This is a genomic window from Ramlibacter sp. JJN2-2R, from assembly GCF_057747835.1.
In genome coordinates this window covers 1702814-1719572 of record NZ_CM173226.1, presented here as the reverse complement: position 1 = coordinate 1719572, position 16759 = coordinate 1702814, and the positions used below count along the sequence as shown (strand labels likewise).

General features: G+C 71.5%; 15 protein-coding genes. 8 read left to right on the top strand and 7 right to left on the bottom strand.

From position 1 onward, the window contains the following. Positions 1-241 precede the first annotated feature (241 nt). From AC3ANR_RS08530 to AC3ANR_RS08520, 3 genes are all read left to right on the top strand, one after another. Positions 242-1258: a TRAP transporter substrate-binding protein gene (locus tag AC3ANR_RS08530; RefSeq protein WP_488291445.1), complete on the top strand. Its 1017-nt coding sequence runs from the start codon at positions 242-244 to the stop codon at positions 1256-1258. 98 nt (positions 1259-1356) lie between these two features. Next, positions 1357-1842, top strand: coding sequence for a TRAP transporter small permease (locus AC3ANR_RS08525; RefSeq protein ID WP_488291444.1), 486 nt, complete (start codon positions 1357-1359; stop codon positions 1840-1842). Next, a complete protein-coding gene (locus AC3ANR_RS08520) occupies positions 1839-3134 on the top strand; it encodes a TRAP transporter large permease (RefSeq protein WP_488291443.1) in 1296 nt (431 codons plus the stop codon). The genes AC3ANR_RS08525 and AC3ANR_RS08520 overlap by 4 nt, the downstream gene beginning before the upstream one ends. Positions 3135-3149: 15 nt before the next feature. On the opposite strand, the gene AC3ANR_RS08515 is transcribed toward AC3ANR_RS08520, so the two are convergent. Genes AC3ANR_RS08515 through AC3ANR_RS08505 form a run of 3 tightly spaced genes read right to left on the bottom strand, consistent with a single transcriptional unit; the run spans position 3150 to position 6172 of the window. Beyond that, positions 3150-4397 carry a mechanosensitive ion channel family protein gene (locus tag AC3ANR_RS08515; RefSeq protein ID WP_488291442.1) on the bottom strand — a complete coding sequence of 416 codons (1248 nt, stop codon included), beginning with the start codon at positions 4395-4397 and terminating at the stop codon, positions 3150-3152. Positions 4398-4404: 7 nt separating this feature from the next. Beyond that, positions 4405-5187, bottom strand: coding sequence for an enoyl-CoA hydratase (locus AC3ANR_RS08510; RefSeq protein WP_488291441.1), 783 nt, complete (start codon positions 5185-5187; stop codon positions 4405-4407). Between the two features lie 25 nt (positions 5188-5212). Next, complete coding sequence (locus tag AC3ANR_RS08505; protein ID WP_488291440.1) at positions 5213-6172, bottom strand: histone deacetylase family protein; 960 nt, start codon at positions 6170-6172, stop codon at positions 5213-5215. A gap of 38 nt (positions 6173-6210) precedes the next feature. Between AC3ANR_RS08505 and AC3ANR_RS08500 the strand changes: the two genes are divergently transcribed. Genes AC3ANR_RS08500 through AC3ANR_RS08480 form a run of 5 tightly spaced genes read left to right on the top strand, consistent with a single transcriptional unit; the run spans position 6211 to position 11972 of the window. After that, a complete protein-coding gene (locus tag AC3ANR_RS08500) occupies positions 6211-7131 on the top strand; it encodes an AAA family ATPase (RefSeq protein WP_488291439.1) in 921 nt (306 codons plus the stop codon). Beyond that, positions 7131-8183, top strand: coding sequence for a DUF58 domain-containing protein (locus AC3ANR_RS08495; RefSeq protein ID WP_488291438.1), 1053 nt, complete (start codon positions 7131-7133; stop codon positions 8181-8183). Before AC3ANR_RS08500 ends, AC3ANR_RS08495 begins: the two co-directional genes overlap by 1 nt. Then, positions 8180-10249, top strand: a complete 2070-nt coding sequence (locus tag AC3ANR_RS08490; RefSeq protein ID WP_488291777.1) for a transglutaminase TgpA family protein — start codon at positions 8180-8182, stop codon at positions 10247-10249. The genes AC3ANR_RS08495 and AC3ANR_RS08490 overlap by 4 nt, the downstream gene beginning before the upstream one ends. Continuing rightward, positions 10246-11349: a lytic murein transglycosylase B gene (mltB, locus tag AC3ANR_RS08485; RefSeq protein WP_488291437.1), complete on the top strand. Its 1104-nt coding sequence runs from the start codon at positions 10246-10248 to the stop codon at positions 11347-11349. Before AC3ANR_RS08490 ends, mltB begins: the two co-directional genes overlap by 4 nt. After that, positions 11346-11972 carry an HD domain-containing protein gene (locus AC3ANR_RS08480; protein ID WP_488291436.1) on the top strand — a complete coding sequence of 209 codons (627 nt, stop codon included), beginning with the start codon at positions 11346-11348 and terminating at the stop codon, positions 11970-11972. The genes mltB and AC3ANR_RS08480 overlap by 4 nt, the downstream gene beginning before the upstream one ends. A gap of 13 nt (positions 11973-11985) precedes the next feature. Here the strand turns inward: AC3ANR_RS08480 and AC3ANR_RS08475 are convergent, their stop codons facing one another. The 4 genes from AC3ANR_RS08475 to AC3ANR_RS08460 form a co-directional block, all read right to left on the bottom strand. After that, the gene (locus AC3ANR_RS08475) at positions 11986-12624 is read right to left on the bottom strand and encodes a glycoside hydrolase family 19 protein (protein ID WP_488291435.1); all 639 of its coding nucleotides are present in this window, start codon (positions 12622-12624) and stop codon (positions 11986-11988) included. A gap of 79 nt (positions 12625-12703) precedes the next feature. Next, the gene (locus tag AC3ANR_RS08470; RefSeq protein ID WP_488291434.1) at positions 12704-14254 is read right to left on the bottom strand and encodes a tetratricopeptide repeat protein; all 1551 of its coding nucleotides are present in this window, start codon (positions 14252-14254) and stop codon (positions 12704-12706) included. Continuing rightward, entirely contained in the window at positions 14254-15213 is a 960-nt protein-coding gene (locus AC3ANR_RS08465) for an alpha-E domain-containing protein (RefSeq protein WP_488291433.1), read from the bottom strand. Before AC3ANR_RS08465 ends, AC3ANR_RS08470 begins: the two co-directional genes overlap by 1 nt. Before the next feature lie 2 nt (positions 15214-15215). Further along, positions 15216-16712 (bottom strand): circularly permuted type 2 ATP-grasp protein, encoded by a 1497-nt coding sequence (locus AC3ANR_RS08460; RefSeq protein WP_488291432.1) that lies wholly within the window; start codon positions 16710-16712, stop codon positions 15216-15218. Positions 16713-16759: the final 47 nt, after the last annotated feature.

The window sequence follows — 16759 nt, the reverse complement described above, 5'->3', positions numbered from 1 at the left end:
GCAGATTGACGTTGACGTAAACGGGAAATTCTAAGTCGCGATCCCCGGTTGGGCTCGAGAAAAAAGAACGACCGTTCGCTTTTTCGATTATAGGGTCGCGCCCCCGGTCGCAGGGCCCCGGGTTTGTCGGTGGCGCGACAGTTCGCGCGCGCTCGAACGCCACGGTGCGGGTAAGTCTGGACCGTGGCGCAAGAGCCTGCGACTTACAGTGGCGCCACCCGAGAAACAAGGAGCCTCGCCCATGAAACGCATGCTTCTGTCGGGGGCCGCCGTCGTCGCCGCCCTCGCCTGCGCCCCCGCCTCCGCGCAGACCGTGCTGACCGCCTCCAGCTGGCTGCAGCCCACGCACGCCCTGTCGCTGGCGCAGAAGGAATGGTGCGACCTGCTGGAGAAGAACACCTCCGGCAAGATGAAGTGCAACATCCTGCCGCGCGCCGTGGCCAACCCGCCCGGCACCTACGATGCGGTGAAGAACGGCCTGGCCGACATCTCGTTCACCGTGCACGGCTACACGCCGGGGCGCTTCGTGCTGACGCAGATGGCCGAGTTCCCGTTCCTGGGCGATTCGTCCGAGCCGATCTCGGTGGCCTACGACCGGGTGGCACGCAGGCATCCCGAGTTCATGAAGGAGCACCAGGGCGTGCACGTCATCGCCCTGTTCACGCACGGCCCCGGCATGCTGATGAACACCAAGAAGCCGGTGACGAAGCTGGAGGACCTGCAGGGCCTGAAGTGGCGCGTGGGCGGCGGCATCGTCAACGACGTGACCAAGGCGCTGGGCATGAACGCCACGCTCAAGCCCGCCACCGACAACTACGAGCTGCTGTCCAGCGGCGTCATGGACGGCACGCTGCTGCCGGCCGAGTCGAGCGAGTCGTTCAAGATCGACAAGCTGATCAAGTACGCCACCACCTTCCCCGGCGGCATGTACAACACCAGCTTCGTCATGATGATGAACCAGGGCAAGTACGACAAGCTCACGGCCGACGAGAAGAAGGCCGTCGACGCGGTCTCCGGCGAGGTGGCCGCGCGCATCCTGGGCCGCCACTGGGACAAGGCCGACCGCCGCGCCTACGCCCTGATGCAGGCCAACAACGTGCAGATCACCAAGGCCGACACCAAGTTCGTCGGCGACGTGAAGGCCAGGACGCAGCCGCTGGAGCAGAAGTGGGCGCAGGACGCCCAGGGCAAGGGACTGAAGGACGCGGCCAAGGTGCTCGCCGAGTTCCGCGCCGAGATCGCCAAGGCGTCCAAGTAACCGCATCGCCCCTGGCAGGAAGGCGGCACCTCCCGCGGGGTGCCGCCTCGTGTTGCGAGGCACCCGGCCGCCCGGGCGCCTGACGGAAGTTCCCCCCCATGAAAAAGATCCTCGAGCTGCTGTGCGGACTGCTGTCCGGCATCGCGCTGTTCGCCATCATGGCGCTCACCTTCTTCGACGTCCTGGGCCGCAAGTTCGCCAGCAACTCGATCCCGGGCTCGCTGGAGCTCACCGAGCTGCTGATGGTGGTCGTGATCTTCGGCGCCCTGCCCCTGGTGTCCGGGCGCGGCGAGCACGTCGAGTTCGACTCCCTGGACCCCTACCTGCCGCTGTGGCTGCGCCGCGCCCAGGCCACCGTGGTGCACCTGCTGTGCGCGGCGGTGCTGCTGGCGCTGTCGTGGCTGATGTGGCGCACCGGCGGCCAGTTCCTGGAGAACGGCGAGACGACCGCGCAGCTGAAGATCCTGAAGGCGCCCTTCATCTACGGCATGGGCGTGCTGTGCGCGCTCACCGGCATCGTGCACCTGGCCATGCTCGGCCAGGCGCCCGTCGAGCGGGCCGAAGGCGAAGGGGTGGCGCTGTGATCGAAGCCCTGCTCGGATTCGCGGCCATCTTCGGCCTGGCCCTCATCCGCGTGCCGCTCGCCTTCGCCATGGGCCTGGTGGGCTTCGCCGGCATCTGGCTCACGCGCGGCTTCGACCCCGCGCTCGCCAGCACCGCCCAGGTGGTCTACGAGACCGGCTTCGCCTACACGCTGTCGGTGATCCCGCTGTTCATCCTGATGGGCAACTTCGTCGCCCGCGCCGGCCTCGCGCACGAGCTGTTCCAGGCCGCCTACGCCTTCGTCGGCCACGTGCGCGGCGGGCTCGCGCATGCCACGGTGGCCGCGTGCGCCGGCTTCGGCGCCATCTGCGGCTCCTCCATCGCGACGGCCGCCACCATGAGCAAGGTGGCCTATCCCTCGATGCGCAAGCTCGGTTACAGCGACGCGCTGTCCGCCGGCGTCATGGCCTCGGGCGGCACCCTGGGCATCATGATCCCGCCGTCCACCATCATGGTGATCTACGGGATCATCACCGAGACCTCGATCGGCAAGCTGTTCGCCGCCGGCGTCATTCCCGGGCTGCTCACCGCCGCCCTGCTGATGCTGGCCATCGTGGTGATGACCTCGCGCGACCCCGAGCACGCGCCGCCCGGGGTGCGCGCCACCTGGCCCGAGCGCTGGCAGGCGCTGCGCGGCATCTGGGGCGTGGCGGTGCTGGTCGTGGTGGTGCTGGGCGGCATCTATGGCGGCTTCTTCACCGCCACCGAGGGTGCCGGCTTCGGCGCCGCCGGCGCCTTCCTGTTCGCGCTGGGGCGCCGGCGCCTGACCTGGCGCAGCCTGTTCGAGGTGCTGGTCGAATCGGCGCGCACCACCGCCATGCTGTTCACGCTGCTGATCGCGGCCACCCTGTTCGCCAACTTCGTGAACTTCACGACCATGCCCGGCGACCTGAAGGACTGGATCACGCACCTGGGCCTGTCTCCCGTGATGATCGTGGTGGCGATGATGGGCATCTACGTGCTGCTGGGCACGGTGATGGAGGAACTGACGATGGTGCTGCTGACCATCCCGCTGTTCTTCCCCATCGTCACCGGCCTCGGGTTCGATCCGGTCTGGTTCGGCGTGCTGATCGTGATGATCGTGCAGATCGGCCTGATCTCGCCCCCGGTGGGCATGAACCTGTTCGTGCTCAACTCGCTGCTGCCCGGCGTCGGCCTGGGCACGATCTTCCGCGGCTGCTGGCCCTTCGTGCTGGTGCTGATCGTGATGCTGGCGCTGCTGATCGCCTTCCCGCAGCTGAGCCTGTGGCTGCCCTCGCTGATGAACGCGTGAGGGCCGCGGCCGCGCTCAGGGCGCCGCGGCCGACAGCACGCGCACCACGCGCTGCGGGAACGGGATCTCGATGCCCGCGGCGCGCAGGCCGCGCAGCACGGCCAGGTTGACCTCCGAGCGCACGTTCGACTGCCCGTTGCCGGGATCGGCGATCCAGAAGAACAGGCTGAACTCCAGCCCGTCGGCGCCGAACTTGGCCAGCCGGGCGCCGGGCGCCGGATCGGCCAGCACCCGCGCGGCGGACAGCGCGGCGTCGACCAGCACCTTCTGCACCAGGTCGACGTCGCTGTCGTAGCCCACGGCCACCTCGGTCGACAGCAGCACCCGCGGGTCCGCCAGCGACAGGTTCTCGATCCGCTCGGTGATCAGCTTCTCGTTCGGGACGATCGACTCGCGCCCGTTGAGCGCGCGGATCAGCGTGTAGCGGGTCTTGATGTCCACCACCTCGCCCTCGAAGCCGTCCACGCGCACCACGTCGCCGATGCGCAGGCTGCGCTCGAACAGGATGACGAAGCCGCTGACGTAGTTGGCCGCCAGCTTCTGCAGGCCGAAGCCCAGGCCCACGCCCAGCGCGCCGCCCAGCACCGACAGCGCCGTCAGGTCCACGCCGGCGATCGACAGCGCGAACAGCACGCCCACGAGCAGCAGCGTCGCCCGGATGGCGTTGGCCGCCACCTTGCGCAGCGACAGGTCGTGCACGTGCTGGCGCAGCACCTGCTTTTCCAGCACCGCCGACAGCCACAGCGCCGCCATCAGCACCACGCCGGCGGACAGCGCGCCGTCCACCATGTTCAGCAGGCTCACGTGCGACTTGCCGAACGCGAACACGATGTTGTCCATGTCCGCCCGCACCGCGGGCAGCACGCCCAGCACCCACAGCACCGCCGCCAGCCAGGCGATCCAGGAGAACAGGCGCTCCATCAGGCGCGCCAGGGCCGACGCCGGGAAGGCGACCGTCAGCACGCGGGCGATGAAGCGGATGCCCGCCAGCGAGACCAGCACCGGCACCGCCAGCCGCAGCAGCACCACGTGCTGGTAGGGCTGGACCGCGCGCAGCGAGGCATAGGTGAAGGCCAGCGCCAGCAGCGGGAACAGCAGGCCGTCGACGATGACGCGGCCGAACCAGACGGACTCGGCGCGGTGCTTGCGGCCGATCGCCCAGCAGATGCCGAAGGCCATCGCCAGGCAGCCCAACAGCACGCCGAGTTCGACAGGCATCCCCGGATGGCCCAGATCCTGGACCAGGTTGTCGATCGCGTTCATCGCGCGGTCAGGCCCAGTGGGGCTTGCGCTTCTCGGTGAATGCCGTGACGCCCTCCTGGGCGCAGGCATCCATCATGTTCACCGCCATCGTCTGGCTGGCCAGCTGGTAGGCCGCCTCGATGCCCAGCTCGCGCTGGCGGTAGAACAGCTCCTTGCCGATCGCCAGCGCCTGGCGCGGCTTGGCCAGGATGCTGGCCAGCAGCGACTCGACCTGCGCGTCCAGCTGCTCGGGCGCGGCCACCCGGTTCACCAGGCCGCGCTCGAGCGCTTGCTGCGCGGTGATGAAGTCGCCCGTGACCAGCATCTCCATCGCCTGCTTGGGCGCGATGTTGCGCAGCAGGGGCACGCTGGGCGTGGCGCAGAAGAGGCCGAAGTTGACGCCGCTGACCGCGAACCTCGCCTCGGTGGAGGCGACGGCCAGGTCGCACTGGGCCACCAGCTGGCAGCCTGCCGCGGTGGCGATGCCGTGCACGCGGGCGATGACCGGCACCGGCAGCTTCTGGATCGCCAGCATCATCCGGCTGCACTGGGCGAACAGCTGCTGGTAGTAGGCCAGCTCGGGCCGGGCGATCATTTCCTTCAGGTTGTGGCCCGGGCAGAACGCCTTGCCGTTGGCGGCGATGACCACCGCGCGCGCCGTGGCGTCGTCGGCCACCCGGTCCAGCGCGGCCTGCAGCGCGCCCAGCATCTCCTCGCCCAGCGCATTGAAGCTGGCGGGACGGTTCATCGTCAGCGTGACCACGCCGCGGGCGTCGCGGCTCTCGATCACGGGGGCGGTGGTGTCGGTCATGGCAGGTCTTTCCGGCGGGCGCCGTTCACAGGTCCGCGAGCACGCGCAGGTGGGCCTCGACGCTGCGCCCGAGCGCGTCGAGGTTGTATCCGCCCTCCAGGCTGGAGACGATGCGGCCCTTGGCGTGCCGCCGCGCGATGTCCTTGAGCTTGCCGGTGATCCAGGCGTAGTCGCTCTCGACCATGCCCAGCTGGCCGAGGTCGTCCTCGCGGTGGGCGTCGAAGCCGGCGCTGATGAAGATCATCTCGGGCCGGAACGCCTCCAGCCGCGGCAGCCAGGCCGCGTCGACCATCTCGCGGATGTCCATGCCCTTGGTGTAGGCGGGCACCGGGATGTTGACCATGTTGGACGCCAGCGGCGGCGTGCCGGTGTACGGATAGAACGGATGCTGGAACAGCCCCACCATCAGCACCCGGTCGTCGCCGGCCAGGATGTCCTCGGTGCCGTTGCCGTGGTGCACGTCGAAGTCGACGACGGCCACCCGCTGCAGGCCGTAGCGGTCCAGCGCATAGCGGGCGCCGGTGGCCACGCTGTTGAAGATGCAGAAACCCATCGCCTTGCCGCGCGTGGCGTGATGTCCCGGCGGGCGCACGGCACAGAAGGCGTTCTCCAGCTCGCCGGCCATGACGGCGTCGGTGGCGCCCAGCACGGCGCCCACCGCCCGCACGGCCGCCTCCCAGCTGTCCTGGCACATGGCCGTGTCGGGGTCGATGTGGCTGTACTTGTAGCCGCCCGCGGCGATCTGCTCGGCGAGTTCCTCGCGCAGCCCGCGCATGGCGGCCACGTGCATCCGGTCGTGGGCCAGCTCGATCTCCTCGGTGCTGGCCTCGCGCGCCTCGCGCCGCTCCAGCGCGTCGGCGACGCCGGTCACGAGGAGCCGGTCCTCGATCGCATCCAGCCGCTGGGGACACTCGGGGTGGCCCGGCCCCATCTCGTGGCGGCGGCACGCTGGATGGGTGAAATACCCGGTCTTGGTCGCACTCATCGTTCGGGGGACGGAAATTCGGATAACGTCATGCCCTGATGGAAGCCCAACAGAAACTCAAGGCGTTGCTGGACCAGCTTAACACGGTGATCGTGGGCAAGCCCGGCCAGGTGCGGGACTGCGTGGCCTGCCTGCTCGCCGGGGGCCACCTGCTGATCGAGGACGTGCCGGGCGTGGGCAAGACCACCCTGGCCCACGCGCTGGCCCGCTCGTTCGGGCTGCACTTCTCGCGCGTGCAGTTCACGGCCGACCTGATGCCCAGCGACCTGTCGGGCGTGTCCATCTACGAGCGCGGCAAGGAGGCCTTCGTCTTCCACCCCGGCCCCATCTTTGCCCAGGTGCTGCTGGCCGACGAGATCAACCGCGCCAGCCCGAAGACGCAGAGCGCGCTGCTGGAGGCGATGGAGGAAAAGCAGGTCACGGTCGAGGGCGAGACGCGCGCGCTGCCCGCGCCCTTCTTCGTCATCGCCACCCAGAACCCGCACGACCAGCTGGGCACCTTCGCCCTGCCCGAATCGCAGCTCGACCGCTTCCTGATGCGCATCTCGCTGGGCTACCCCGACCGCGCGGCCGAGCGCCAGCTGCTGGCCGGCGCCGACCGGCGCGACATGGTCGCCTCGCTGGGCAACATGCTCTCGCCGGCCGACCTCGACGCGCTGCAGCGGCAGGTGCTGGCGGTGCACACGGCCGATCCGCTCCTGAACTACGTACAGGACCTGGTGGCCGCCACCCGCTCGGGCCGCTGGTTCCTGCAGGGACTGTCGCCGCGCGCGGGCATCGCGCTCGTGCGCGCCGCCAAGGCGCAGGCGCTGCTCTCGGGCCGCGACTACGTGGCGCCCGACGACGTGCAGGCCATCCTGGCCCAGACCATCGCCCACCGGCTGGTCCCGGTGGCCGACGCCGGCCGCGGGCCGATCGAGCAGGTGCGGGCCATGGTGGAGGCCGTGCCGCTGCCGTAATGGCCCAGCCCCGAAGCGCCTCCGGCGCCTCCCCCTCGCAGGGGCGCCACCCGTGGCCCGGCGAAGCCGGCTCCACGACGGTCCGCGCCTGGAACCCGATCGCCTTCGCGCGCGGGCGCTTCCGTGCCTGGTGGCAGGCCCGGCTGCCGCTGGCGGACACGCTCACGCTCACGCAGCGCAACGTCTACATCCTGCCCACGCGGCCCGGGCTGATGCTGGCTGCCACGCTGCTGGTGCTGCTGGTCGCCTCGATCAACTACCAGCTCAACCTGGGCTACCTGCTCACGTTCCTGCTGGCCGGCAGCGCGGTCGTCGGCATGCACGTGTGCCACGCCACCCTGCGCGGCCTGACGCTGACGCTGGCGCCGCCCGAGCCGGTGTTCGCCGGCAGCAACGCGCCGCTGCGCATCGTGCTCACCAACGAGCGGGCGGCCACGCGCTACGGCATCGGGCTGGCCGTGCTGGACGAGACGCTGGACGATCGCTGGGCCTGGACCGACGTGCCCGGCCAGGGCAGCGCCACGGTCTCGGTCGCCTTCCAGCCGCCGCGCCGCGGGCTGCACCGCGTGCCGCCGCTCACCGCCGAGACGCGGTTCCCGCTGGGCACCTTCCGCGTGTGGACCGTGTGGCGCCCCGCGGCCCAGGTGCTGGTCTACCCCGCGCCCGAGGGCCTGCCGCCGCCGCTGCCCGAAGGCGAGCCCCGCTCGGGCACGACCGGCATGGCGCGCGTGCACAACGCGGGCGAATTCGACGGCGTGCGCGCCTACCGGCGCGGCGACCCGATGAAGCTGGTGGTCTGGAAGAAGGCCGCCAAGGCCGACGAACTGGTCAGCCGCGACACCCAGCAGGCGCAGCGGCGCGAGCTGTGGCTGGACTTCGCGCAGGCCGGGCCGGTCGACGCCGAGGCGCGCCTGGCCCGCCTCACCGCCTGGGTGCTGCAGGCCGACCGGCTGGGGCTCGATTACGGCCTGCGGCTGCCGGGCCAGTCGATCGCCCCGGACGCCGGCGAGGCGCACAAGCGCCGCTGCCTGGAGGCGCTCGCGCTGTGCTGAACGCCGCCACCGCCTCCGGGCCGGACCGGCCGGCAGCCGGCCGCACGCCGCTCGAGCGCCTGCGGTCGCTGCCGCGCGATGCGCGCGACACGCTGTTCCTGCTGGCCGTCATCGGCTGGGTGGTGCTGCCGCAGGTCACGCGCCTGCCCTGGTGGTGCACGGCGCTGACCGCCACCATCCTGGCGTGGCGCGGGGCGCTCGCGCTGCGCGGCGCGCCGCTGCCGGGCGCGCGATGGCTGTTCGGCCTGCTCGCGGTCACGCTGGTGGCGACCTTCCTGTCGCACCGCACCCTGCTCGGCCGCGACGCGGGCGTGACGCTCATCGTGGTGCTGCTGGCGCTCAAGACGCTGGAGCTGCGCGCGCGGCGGGACGCCTTCGTGGTGTTCTTCCTCGGCTTCTTCACCATGCTCACCAACTTCTTCTTCTCGCAGTCGCTGCTGACCGCGGGCGCGATGCTGGTGGGGCTGCTCGGCCTGCTCACAGCGCTGGTCAATGCCCACATGCCGGTGGGCCGGCCGCCGCTGGCGCAGGCGGCGCGCACCGCGGGCTGGATGGCGCTGCTCGGCGCGCCGATCATGGCCGTGCTGTTCATGCTGTTCCCGCGCCTGGCGCCGCTGTGGGGCATCCCGGCCGACGGCATGACCGGGCGCAGCGGCCTGTCGTCGACCATGCAGGTCGGCACGGTGGCGCAGCTGGCGCTGGAGGAAGGCATCGCGATGCGCGTGCGGTTCGAGGGCCAGGTGCCGCTGCCGAACGACCTGTATTTCCGCGGCCCGGTGCTCTCCACCTTCGACGGCCGCGAGTGGCGCCCGCTGCTGCCGCGGCTCGGCCCGCAGGCCGCGGCCCTGCTGCCGCCCACCGGCCTGCAGGTGCGCGGCCCCGAAGTGCGCTACACGGTGACGCTGGAGCCGAACAACCGGCCCTGGCTGCTGGTGCTCGACGCGGCCAGCGCGCCGCCCACGGCCCCCGGCCTGCAGGCCTTCACGGGCGGCGAACTCCAGTGGTTCGCCGGCCAGCCCACCACCGACCTGCTGCGCTACTCGGCGGTGAGCCACGTCGACTACCGCGCCGGCGTGGCGGGCCGCTCGGCGTTCGTGCCGCCGCAGTACCGCGAGCTGCCGCCCGGCTACAACCCGCGCACGCTGCAGCTGGCCACCGAGATGATGCGCAGCGCGCCGGGCGGCGCGGCCGACAAGCCGGCGCTGGTGCAGGCCGCGCTCGATCGCCTGCGCACCGGCGGCTACGTCTACACGCTCGACCCCGGCCTGTACGGCGAGCACACGGCCGACGAGTTCTGGTTCGACCGCAAGCAGGGGTTCTGCGAGCACATCGCCTCGGCGTTCGTGGTGCTGATGCGCGGCATGGACATCCCGGCGCGCATCGTCACCGGCTACCAGGGCGGCGAGCTCAACCCGGTCGACGGGTACTGGGTGGTGCGCCACAGCGACGCGCATGCCTGGGCCGAGGTGTGGCTGGCCGGCCGCGGCTGGGTGCGCGTGGACCCCACGTCGGCGGTGGCGCCCGCGCGCACCGGCGCGCTCACGCGCCTACGCGCGCCGCAGGGCGCGTTCGCCACCGCGCTGGGCAACGTCAGCCCCGGGCTGCTGGCGCAGCTGCGGCAAGGCTGGGACGCGGTGAACAACGGCTGGAACCAGTGGGTGCTGAACTACACGCAGAGCAAGCAGCTCGACCTGCTGCGCAACCTCGGCTTCCGCTCGCCGAGCTGGCAGGACCTGAGCGTCGTGCTGCTCGGCCTGGTGGTGGCGGTGGCCCTGCTGGGCGCGGCCTGGGCGCGCTGGGAGCGCACCCGCCAGGACCCGTGGCTGCGGCTGCTCGCGCGCGTGCGCCAGCGCCTGGCCAGGGCGGGGGTGGCGCTGCCGCCCACCGCCGGCCCGCGCCAGATGGCAGCCGCCGTCACCGCTCGTTTCGGCGCCGACGCGCAGCCGCTGGCAGACTGGCTGCTGCGCCTGGAGGCGCAGCGCTACGCCCGCACCGCCCCCACCGCGCTGCCCTCGCTGCAGCGCGAACTCACCCGCTTGTCCTGGCCTTCCGCCGTCGCTCCATGATCCGTGCCCTCCTTCTCGCCGCCGCCGTGGCGGCGCTGTCCCTGTCCCTGCCCGCCGCCGCGGGCAAGCCGTCCGACGGCGGCCGCGCCAAGGCGGCCAAACGCACCAAGGCCCAGTGGTCCACGCGCCAGGGAACGCCCTACGCCGGCCGCGACGACGCCATGCAGGCGGCCGACGAAATCGCCGCGCGCAACGGGCTCGATCCGGCCTGGACCCGCCGCGCGATCGGCGAGGCGCAGCTGCTGCCGGTGGTCGTGCGCCTGATGCAGCCGGCGCCCGTCGGCACGCCGAAGAACTGGGCCGTGTACCGCAGCCGCTTCATCGACCCCGCGCGCATCCAGGCCGGCGTGCGCTTCTGGGAGGAGAACCGGGCGGTGCTCGAGCGCGCCCAGCAGGAGTTCGGCGTGCCGGCCGAGATCGTGGTGGGCATCCTCGGCGTGGAGACGATCTACGGCCAGCAGATGGGTACGTTCCGCGTGCTCGACGCCCTGGCCACCCTGGCCTTCGACTTCCCGCCCGAGCATCCGCGCGCGGTGGAGCGGGCCGCGTACTTCCGCGGCGAGCTCGAACGGTTCCTCGTCCTGAACGGCTCGCGCGGCGCCGACCCCACCCGGCCGCTGGGCAGCTATGCCGGCGCCATGGGGATGCCGCAGTTCATGCCCAGCAGCTGGGCCAAGTGGGCGGTCGACTATGACGGCGACGGCCGCATCGACCTGTCGCGCAGCGCCGCCGACGCCATCGGCTCGGTCGCCAACTACTTCCGCGGCTTCGGCTGGCAGCCGGGCATGCCCACCCACTACCCGGTCACCTTCGACCCCGAGCGGCTGGACAAGGACGCCCTGCTCGCGCCCGACATCCTGCCCACCTTCAGCGTCCCCGCGTTCCTGGCCAAGGGCGCGCAGCTGGACGACGAGGCCGTCCAGCACACCGGGCCGCTGGCGCTGGTCGAACTGCAGAACGGCGCCGACCCGCCCAGCTACGTGGCCGGCACGGAGAACTTCTACGTCATCACCCGCTACAACTGGTCCAGCTACTACGCGATGGCCGTCATCGAGCTGGGGCGCGAGGTGAGGGCCGCCCTGCCGCGGAGCGCGCCATGAGCGCGATGCGGCTGGAGGACTGGCAGCGCCTGTGGGGCGCGCTGGGCGCGCGGCAGATCAACGGGGGGCTGATGAACCAGCTGGTGGCCGCCTACAGCGAGCGGCATCGCCACTACCACACGCTGCAGCACCTGCGCGAGTGCCTGGCCCACTTCGACGCCGCGCAGTCGCTCGCGCGCCGGCCGGCCGAGGTCGAGCTCGCGCTGTGGCTCCACGATGCCGTGTACGACCCGCGGCGGGCCGACAACGAGGAACGCAGCGCCGCCTGGGCCGAGGCCAGCGTGCTGGCGGCCGGCTGCGAGCCCGCCGTCGCGCAGCGGGTGCGCGATCTGGTGCTCGCCACGCGCGGCCACGAGGCCGGCGACGACCCCGACACCCAGCTGCTGCTGGACGTGGACCTGGCGATCCTGGGCGCCTCGTATTCGCGCTTCGACGAGTACGAGCGCCAGGTGCGCGCCGAGTACGCGCACGTCGACGACGCCACCTGGCGCGCGCGCCGGCCGGCCGTGCTGCGGCGCTTCCTGGAGCGCCCGTCGATCTACCGGCTGGACGTGTTCCGCGCCATCTACGAGGCGCGGGCGCGCGAGAACCTGGCCCGGTCGATCGCGCAGCTGGCGGCCTGAGCCGCGCGCGGGCTCAGGGCAGCGCCGCCAGCACCGCCTTGTAGAGCGCGAACCGCTCCTTCAGGCCCACCGTGCCGCCGTTGATGCGGCGGGTGATGGCGGCGAAGTCCTCCAGGTCGTCGTCGGCCGTGTTGTCGTCGGCCAGGGCATTGAGCCCGCGCGAGGCCCAGAACCAGCCGGCGGCGCGGGCGGCATGCACCGGCTCCAGCAGCAGGTCGGGCCGGGCCAGCAGGTCGGCGCCGATCGCCTGTCCGGCCTGCGCATAGTTGGACCGGCCGGTGAGCTGGATCACGCCGCGGCCGCGGAAGCGGAAGCCGTCGCCGCTGGCCACCCCGCCGTTGCCCATGCGGTTGGCATAGACCACGTTGGCCAGCGCCTGAGGATCGTTCACGTACGGCTGCGCGCTGCCCACCGTGGGGAACCGCCGCGGCCAGACCTTCACCAGCCGCTCGGCGGAACCGTAGCGCAGGTTCTCCTGCAGCACGTTGAACTGCCCGGACTCGTGGCCGGTCTGGGCCACGAACGCCGCGATGCGGTCGCGCGTCTCGATGCCGTACTGGGCGAGCACCGGGTCGAGCGCATCGGCCCACAGCGCGGGCAGCCTGCATTGCGGCAGTGCCTTCGCCAGCGAGGCGGCGGTGATGAGGGCCATGGCGCGGTTCCTCCTTGCGCCGGCCATGATCGGTGCCGGCCCGCGCGCCGGCGACCACCATTCGGGTGAGCGCCGCCGCTCAGGGCCCGCGCTCGCGCAGGGCCTGCAGCACGCGCTGCACCTGCCCCGCCCGCGCTTCGCCGAAGCCGCGCCGGAACAGCCGCATCGTCGGATACCAGGGCGAGTCCTCGCGATCGAGCAGCCAGCGGAAGTCCGCGTTCGGCGGCAGCATCACCCACGCCGTCCGGCCCAGCGCGCCGGCCAGGTGGGCGATGGAGGTGTCCACGGTGACCACCAGGTCCAGCTGCTGCAGCATCGCCGCGCTGTCGGCGAAATCGCGCCACCCGGGCGTCAGGTCCACCAACGTGTCCGGCGGCACCTGGACGTCGGTGAAGGCGCCGGCGTCGCCCTTCTGCAGGCTGAACCACTGCACGCCCTCGACGGCCAGCAGCGGCTGCAACTCGCCCAGGGCGATGGCGCGGTTGCGGTTGTTCACCTGCGCCGGCGAGCCGCTCCAGGCCAGCCCGATCTTCAGCCGGCCCGGCCAGGCGGCCAGCCGCTGCTGCCAGTGCGCGAGCCGCTCGGCGGGCGGGCGCAGGTAGGGCACGTCGGCCGGGATGTCCGCCAGGGTGGTGCCGAACCGCCCCGGCAGGTCGAGCAGGGCGGCATGCAGGTCCACCTGCACACCGCGCTGCGGCGTCACGCACCGCACGCCCTCGAAGCTGGCCTCGACCAGGGGCACGAGATCGGGCGGGACGGCGGCGTGCACGGTGGCGCCCAGCGCCTGCAGCCGGGGCAGGTAGCGGGCGAACTGCAGCACGTCGCCCAGCCCCTGCTCGGCGTAGACCAGCAGCCGCTGGCCGCGCAGCGACTGGGCCGGTCCTCGCCACTCGAGCGCCGGGTTGTAGAAGGCGGGCCGCTGCATCCGCGCCGTGTCGTTCCAGCGCCTGGCGTACCAGGACCAGCCCTCCTCCAGCCGCCCCGCCAGCAGCAGCGTGAAGGCCAGGTCCACCTGCGCGAGCGCGAAGTCGGGCCGCAGCGCGAGCGCGCGGCGCAGCTGCACCTGCGCCTCGTCCAGGCGGTTCAGGTTCAGCAGCGCCGTGCCCAGGATGCGCACGGCATGGGGATGCTCTGGCGCGAGCTGCACGGCCGCCCGCGCGTGCGCGAGGGCGCCGTCGAAGTCGCCCGTGCGCCACAGCACGCCGGCCAGGTCCACGTGCGCCTCGAAGAAACCGGGATCGCGCGTCACCGCCTCGCGGTACAGGGCGACCGCGGCATCGATGTCGCCCACGTGCTCGCAGCAGAAACCGTAGTGCAGCAGCGTCGCGCGGTCGCGGGCGCCGAACGCCTCGTACAGGCGCCGGTACAGCGGCAGGGCCTGCGCGTGCTGGCGCTGGCCGAGCAGGACGTCGGCCAGCCGCGCGAGCGGTTCGGGCCGCTGCGGCGCCAGGCGGCACGCGTCGCTCAGCCACGCGGCGGCGGCCAGCGCATCGCCCGACGCCGCGAGCGCGTGCGCCAGCCCCAGGCGCGCCGGCACCGACGCCGGATCCTGCGCGAGCGCCTCGCGGAAAGCGGCCTGCGCCTCGTGGAAGCGCCCACCCTGCAGCAGGGCCTGGCCGCGCGCCGGCATCAGAGCGTGGCCGGCACCAGGAAGTCGCGGCTGATGCGGCTGCCCAGCTCGTTGACGCGATCCAGGAACTGGGTGAGGAACGCGTGCAGCCCGGTGGCCAGGATCTCGTCGATGCTGCCGTACTGCAGCTCGGCGCGCAGCTTGCCCGCGCGCCGCTGCGTCTCGCGCGACTGCTCGTTGGCCACCATGTCCAGGTTGTGCACGACCTCGTTCATGCTGGCATGCAGCGACCGCGGCATGTCCGGGCGCAGGATCAGCAGGTCGGCCACGCGCTCGGGCTTGATGACGTCGCGGTACACCTTGCGGTAGATCTCGAAGCCCGAGACGCTGCGCAGGATGGCGCTCCAGTGGTAGAAGTCGTACTCCTGGTCCTGCTCGGTGGCGGCGCCGAAGAAGTCGCTCTGCACCGCGTGGAACTTCACGTCGACCAGGCGCGCCGTGTTGTCGGCGCGTTCGAGGAAGGTGCCCAGGCGCATGAACTGCAGCGCCTCGTCCATCAGCATCGTGCCCACGGTCACGCCGCGCGACAGGTGCGAGCGGAACTTCACCCACTCGAAGAACTGGCCGGGGTCGCGCTCGAAGTCGCCGCCGCGCAGCATGCGGTTGACCTCCAGCCAGGTCTGGTTCTGCGTCTCCCAGGCCTCGGTGGTGAGCGAGCCGCGCACGGCGCGGGCGTTCTCGCGCGCCGCGCGCAGGCACGACAGGATGGAGGACGGGTTGTTCTCGTCCTTGACCATGAACTCCATCACCCGCGCGGCCTCGATGGCCCCGTGCTTGGCCGTGTACGCAGGCACCAGCTCGCTGATGGACAGCAGCCCCTGCCAGCCCACCTGGGCGACGGCGGCCGACTGCGGCAAGAGCGAGGTCTGGTAGTTGACGTCCAGCATGCGGGCGGTGTTCTCCGCGCGCTCGGTGTAGCGGGACATCCAGAACAGGTGGTCGGCGGTGCGCGACAGCATGCTCACACCTCCAGGATCCAGGTGTCCTTGGTGCCGCCACCCTGGGACGAATTGACCACCAGCGAGCCCTCCTTGAGCGCCACGCGCGTCAGGCCCCCGGGCACCATCTGCACCTGCTTGCCCGACAGCACGAACGGCCGCAGGTCGATGTGGCGCGGCGCGATGCCGCTCTCGACGTACGTGGGGCAGCTCGACAGGCTGAGCGTCGGCTGCGCGATGTAGCCGGCCGGATTGGCGTCCAGCGCCTTGCGGAAGTCCTCGATCTCCTGCCGCGTGGCCGCGGGGCCGACCAGCATGCCGTAGCCGCCGGCGCCGTGCACCTCCTTGACCACCAGGTCCTTCAGGTTCGCCTGCACGTAACGATAGTCCTCGGCCTCGCGGCACACGTAGGTGGGCACGTTCTTCAGGATCGGCTTCTCGCCCAGGTAGAACTCGATCATCCTCGGCACGTACGGATAGATCGACTTGTCGTCGGCCACGCCGGTGCCGATGGCATTGCAGATGGTCACGTTGCCGGCGCTGTAGGCGTCCACCAGCCCCGGGCAGCCCAGCGTGGAGTTGGGCCGGAACACCTGCGGGTCCAGGAAGTCGTCGTCCACGCGGCGGTAGATCACGTCGACACGGCGCGGGCCGCGCGTGGTGCGCATGTAGACGTAGCGGTCCTTGACGAACAGGTCCTGGCCCTCGACCAGTTCCACGCCCATCTGCTGGGCCAGGAAGGCGTGCTCGAAGTAGGCGCTGTTGTACATGCCGGGCGTGAGCACGACGACCGTGGGGTCCGGCGCGCCGGGCTGGGCCGAGGCGCGCAGCGTCTCCAGCAGCAGGTCGGGATAGTGGGCGACCGGGGCGATGCGGTGCTGGCTGAACAGGTCGGGGAACAGCCGCATCATCATCTTGCGGTCCTCGAGCATGTAGCTCACCCCGCTGGGCACGCGCAGGTTGTCCTCCAGCACGTAGTACTCGCCCTCGCCCTGCTCGTTGGGGGCGCGCACGATGTCCACGCCGGCGATGTGCGAGTACACGCGGTGCGGCACGTACACGCCCATCATCTCCTTGCGGAACTGCGCGTTGTTCAGCACCTGCTCGTGCGGGATGACGCCGGCCTGCAGGATCTCCTGCTCGTGGTAGACGTCGTGCAAGAAGTGGTTCAGCGCCGTGACGCGCTGCACCAGGCCGCGCTCGAGCTGGGCCCATTCGGCCGCCGGGATGATGCGCGGGATGAGGTCGAACGGGATCAGCCGCTCGGTGCCGGCGCCGTCCTCGTCCTTGGCGCCGTAGACGGCGAAGGTGATGCCCACGCGGCGGAAGATCATCTCCGCCTCCTCGCGCCGGGCCTGCATCACGCCCTGCGGCTGGCGCGCCAGCCACTGCGCATAGCGCTGGTAATGCTCGCGCACCCCCTGCACCTGGGACTGCGTCGTCCCCCCCAGGGACTGCGTCTGGAACTGCAGCGGCCCGGCCTCGGGCAGCTGCTGGAACATCTCGTCGAATTTGTGCATGGTCGCTCGCTACGCCCAGCAGGATAGCAACAACCAGGCCTGTTCCG

Bases quoted from the DNA above. Each gene is read 5' to 3' on its own strand.
- AC3ANR_RS08495 (WP_488291438.1), top strand. From the start codon at position 7,131: ATGGCCCAGCCCCGAAGCGCCTCCGGCGCCTCCCCCTCGCAGGGGCGC.
- AC3ANR_RS08460 (WP_488291432.1), bottom strand. From the start codon at position 16,712: ATGCACAAATTCGACGAGATGTTCCAGCAGCTGCCCGAGGCCGGGCCG.
- mltB (WP_488291437.1), top strand. From the start codon at position 10,246: ATGATCCGTGCCCTCCTTCTCGCCGCCGCCGTGGCGGCGCTGTCCCTG.
- AC3ANR_RS08515 (WP_488291442.1), bottom strand. From the start codon at position 4,397: ATGAACGCGATCGACAACCTGGTCCAGGATCTGGGCCATCCGGGGATG.
- AC3ANR_RS08525 (WP_488291444.1), top strand. From the start codon at position 1,357: ATGAAAAAGATCCTCGAGCTGCTGTGCGGACTGCTGTCCGGCATCGCG.
- AC3ANR_RS08500 (WP_488291439.1), top strand. From the start codon at position 6,211: ATGGAAGCCCAACAGAAACTCAAGGCGTTGCTGGACCAGCTTAACACG.
- AC3ANR_RS08475 (WP_488291435.1), bottom strand. From the start codon at position 12,624: ATGGCCCTCATCACCGCCGCCTCGCTGGCGAAGGCACTGCCGCAATGC.
- AC3ANR_RS08470 (WP_488291434.1), bottom strand. From the start codon at position 14,254: ATGCCGGCGCGCGGCCAGGCCCTGCTGCAGGGTGGGCGCTTCCACGAG.
- AC3ANR_RS08505 (WP_488291440.1), bottom strand. From the start codon at position 6,172: ATGAGTGCGACCAAGACCGGGTATTTCACCCATCCAGCGTGCCGCCGC.
- AC3ANR_RS08480 (WP_488291436.1), top strand. From the start codon at position 11,346: ATGAGCGCGATGCGGCTGGAGGACTGGCAGCGCCTGTGGGGCGCGCTG.
- AC3ANR_RS08530 (WP_488291445.1), top strand. From the start codon at position 242: ATGAAACGCATGCTTCTGTCGGGGGCCGCCGTCGTCGCCGCCCTCGCC.
- AC3ANR_RS08510 (WP_488291441.1), bottom strand. From the start codon at position 5,187: ATGACCGACACCACCGCCCCCGTGATCGAGAGCCGCGACGCCCGCGGC.
- AC3ANR_RS08465 (WP_488291433.1), bottom strand. From the start codon at position 15,213: ATGCTGTCGCGCACCGCCGACCACCTGTTCTGGATGTCCCGCTACACC.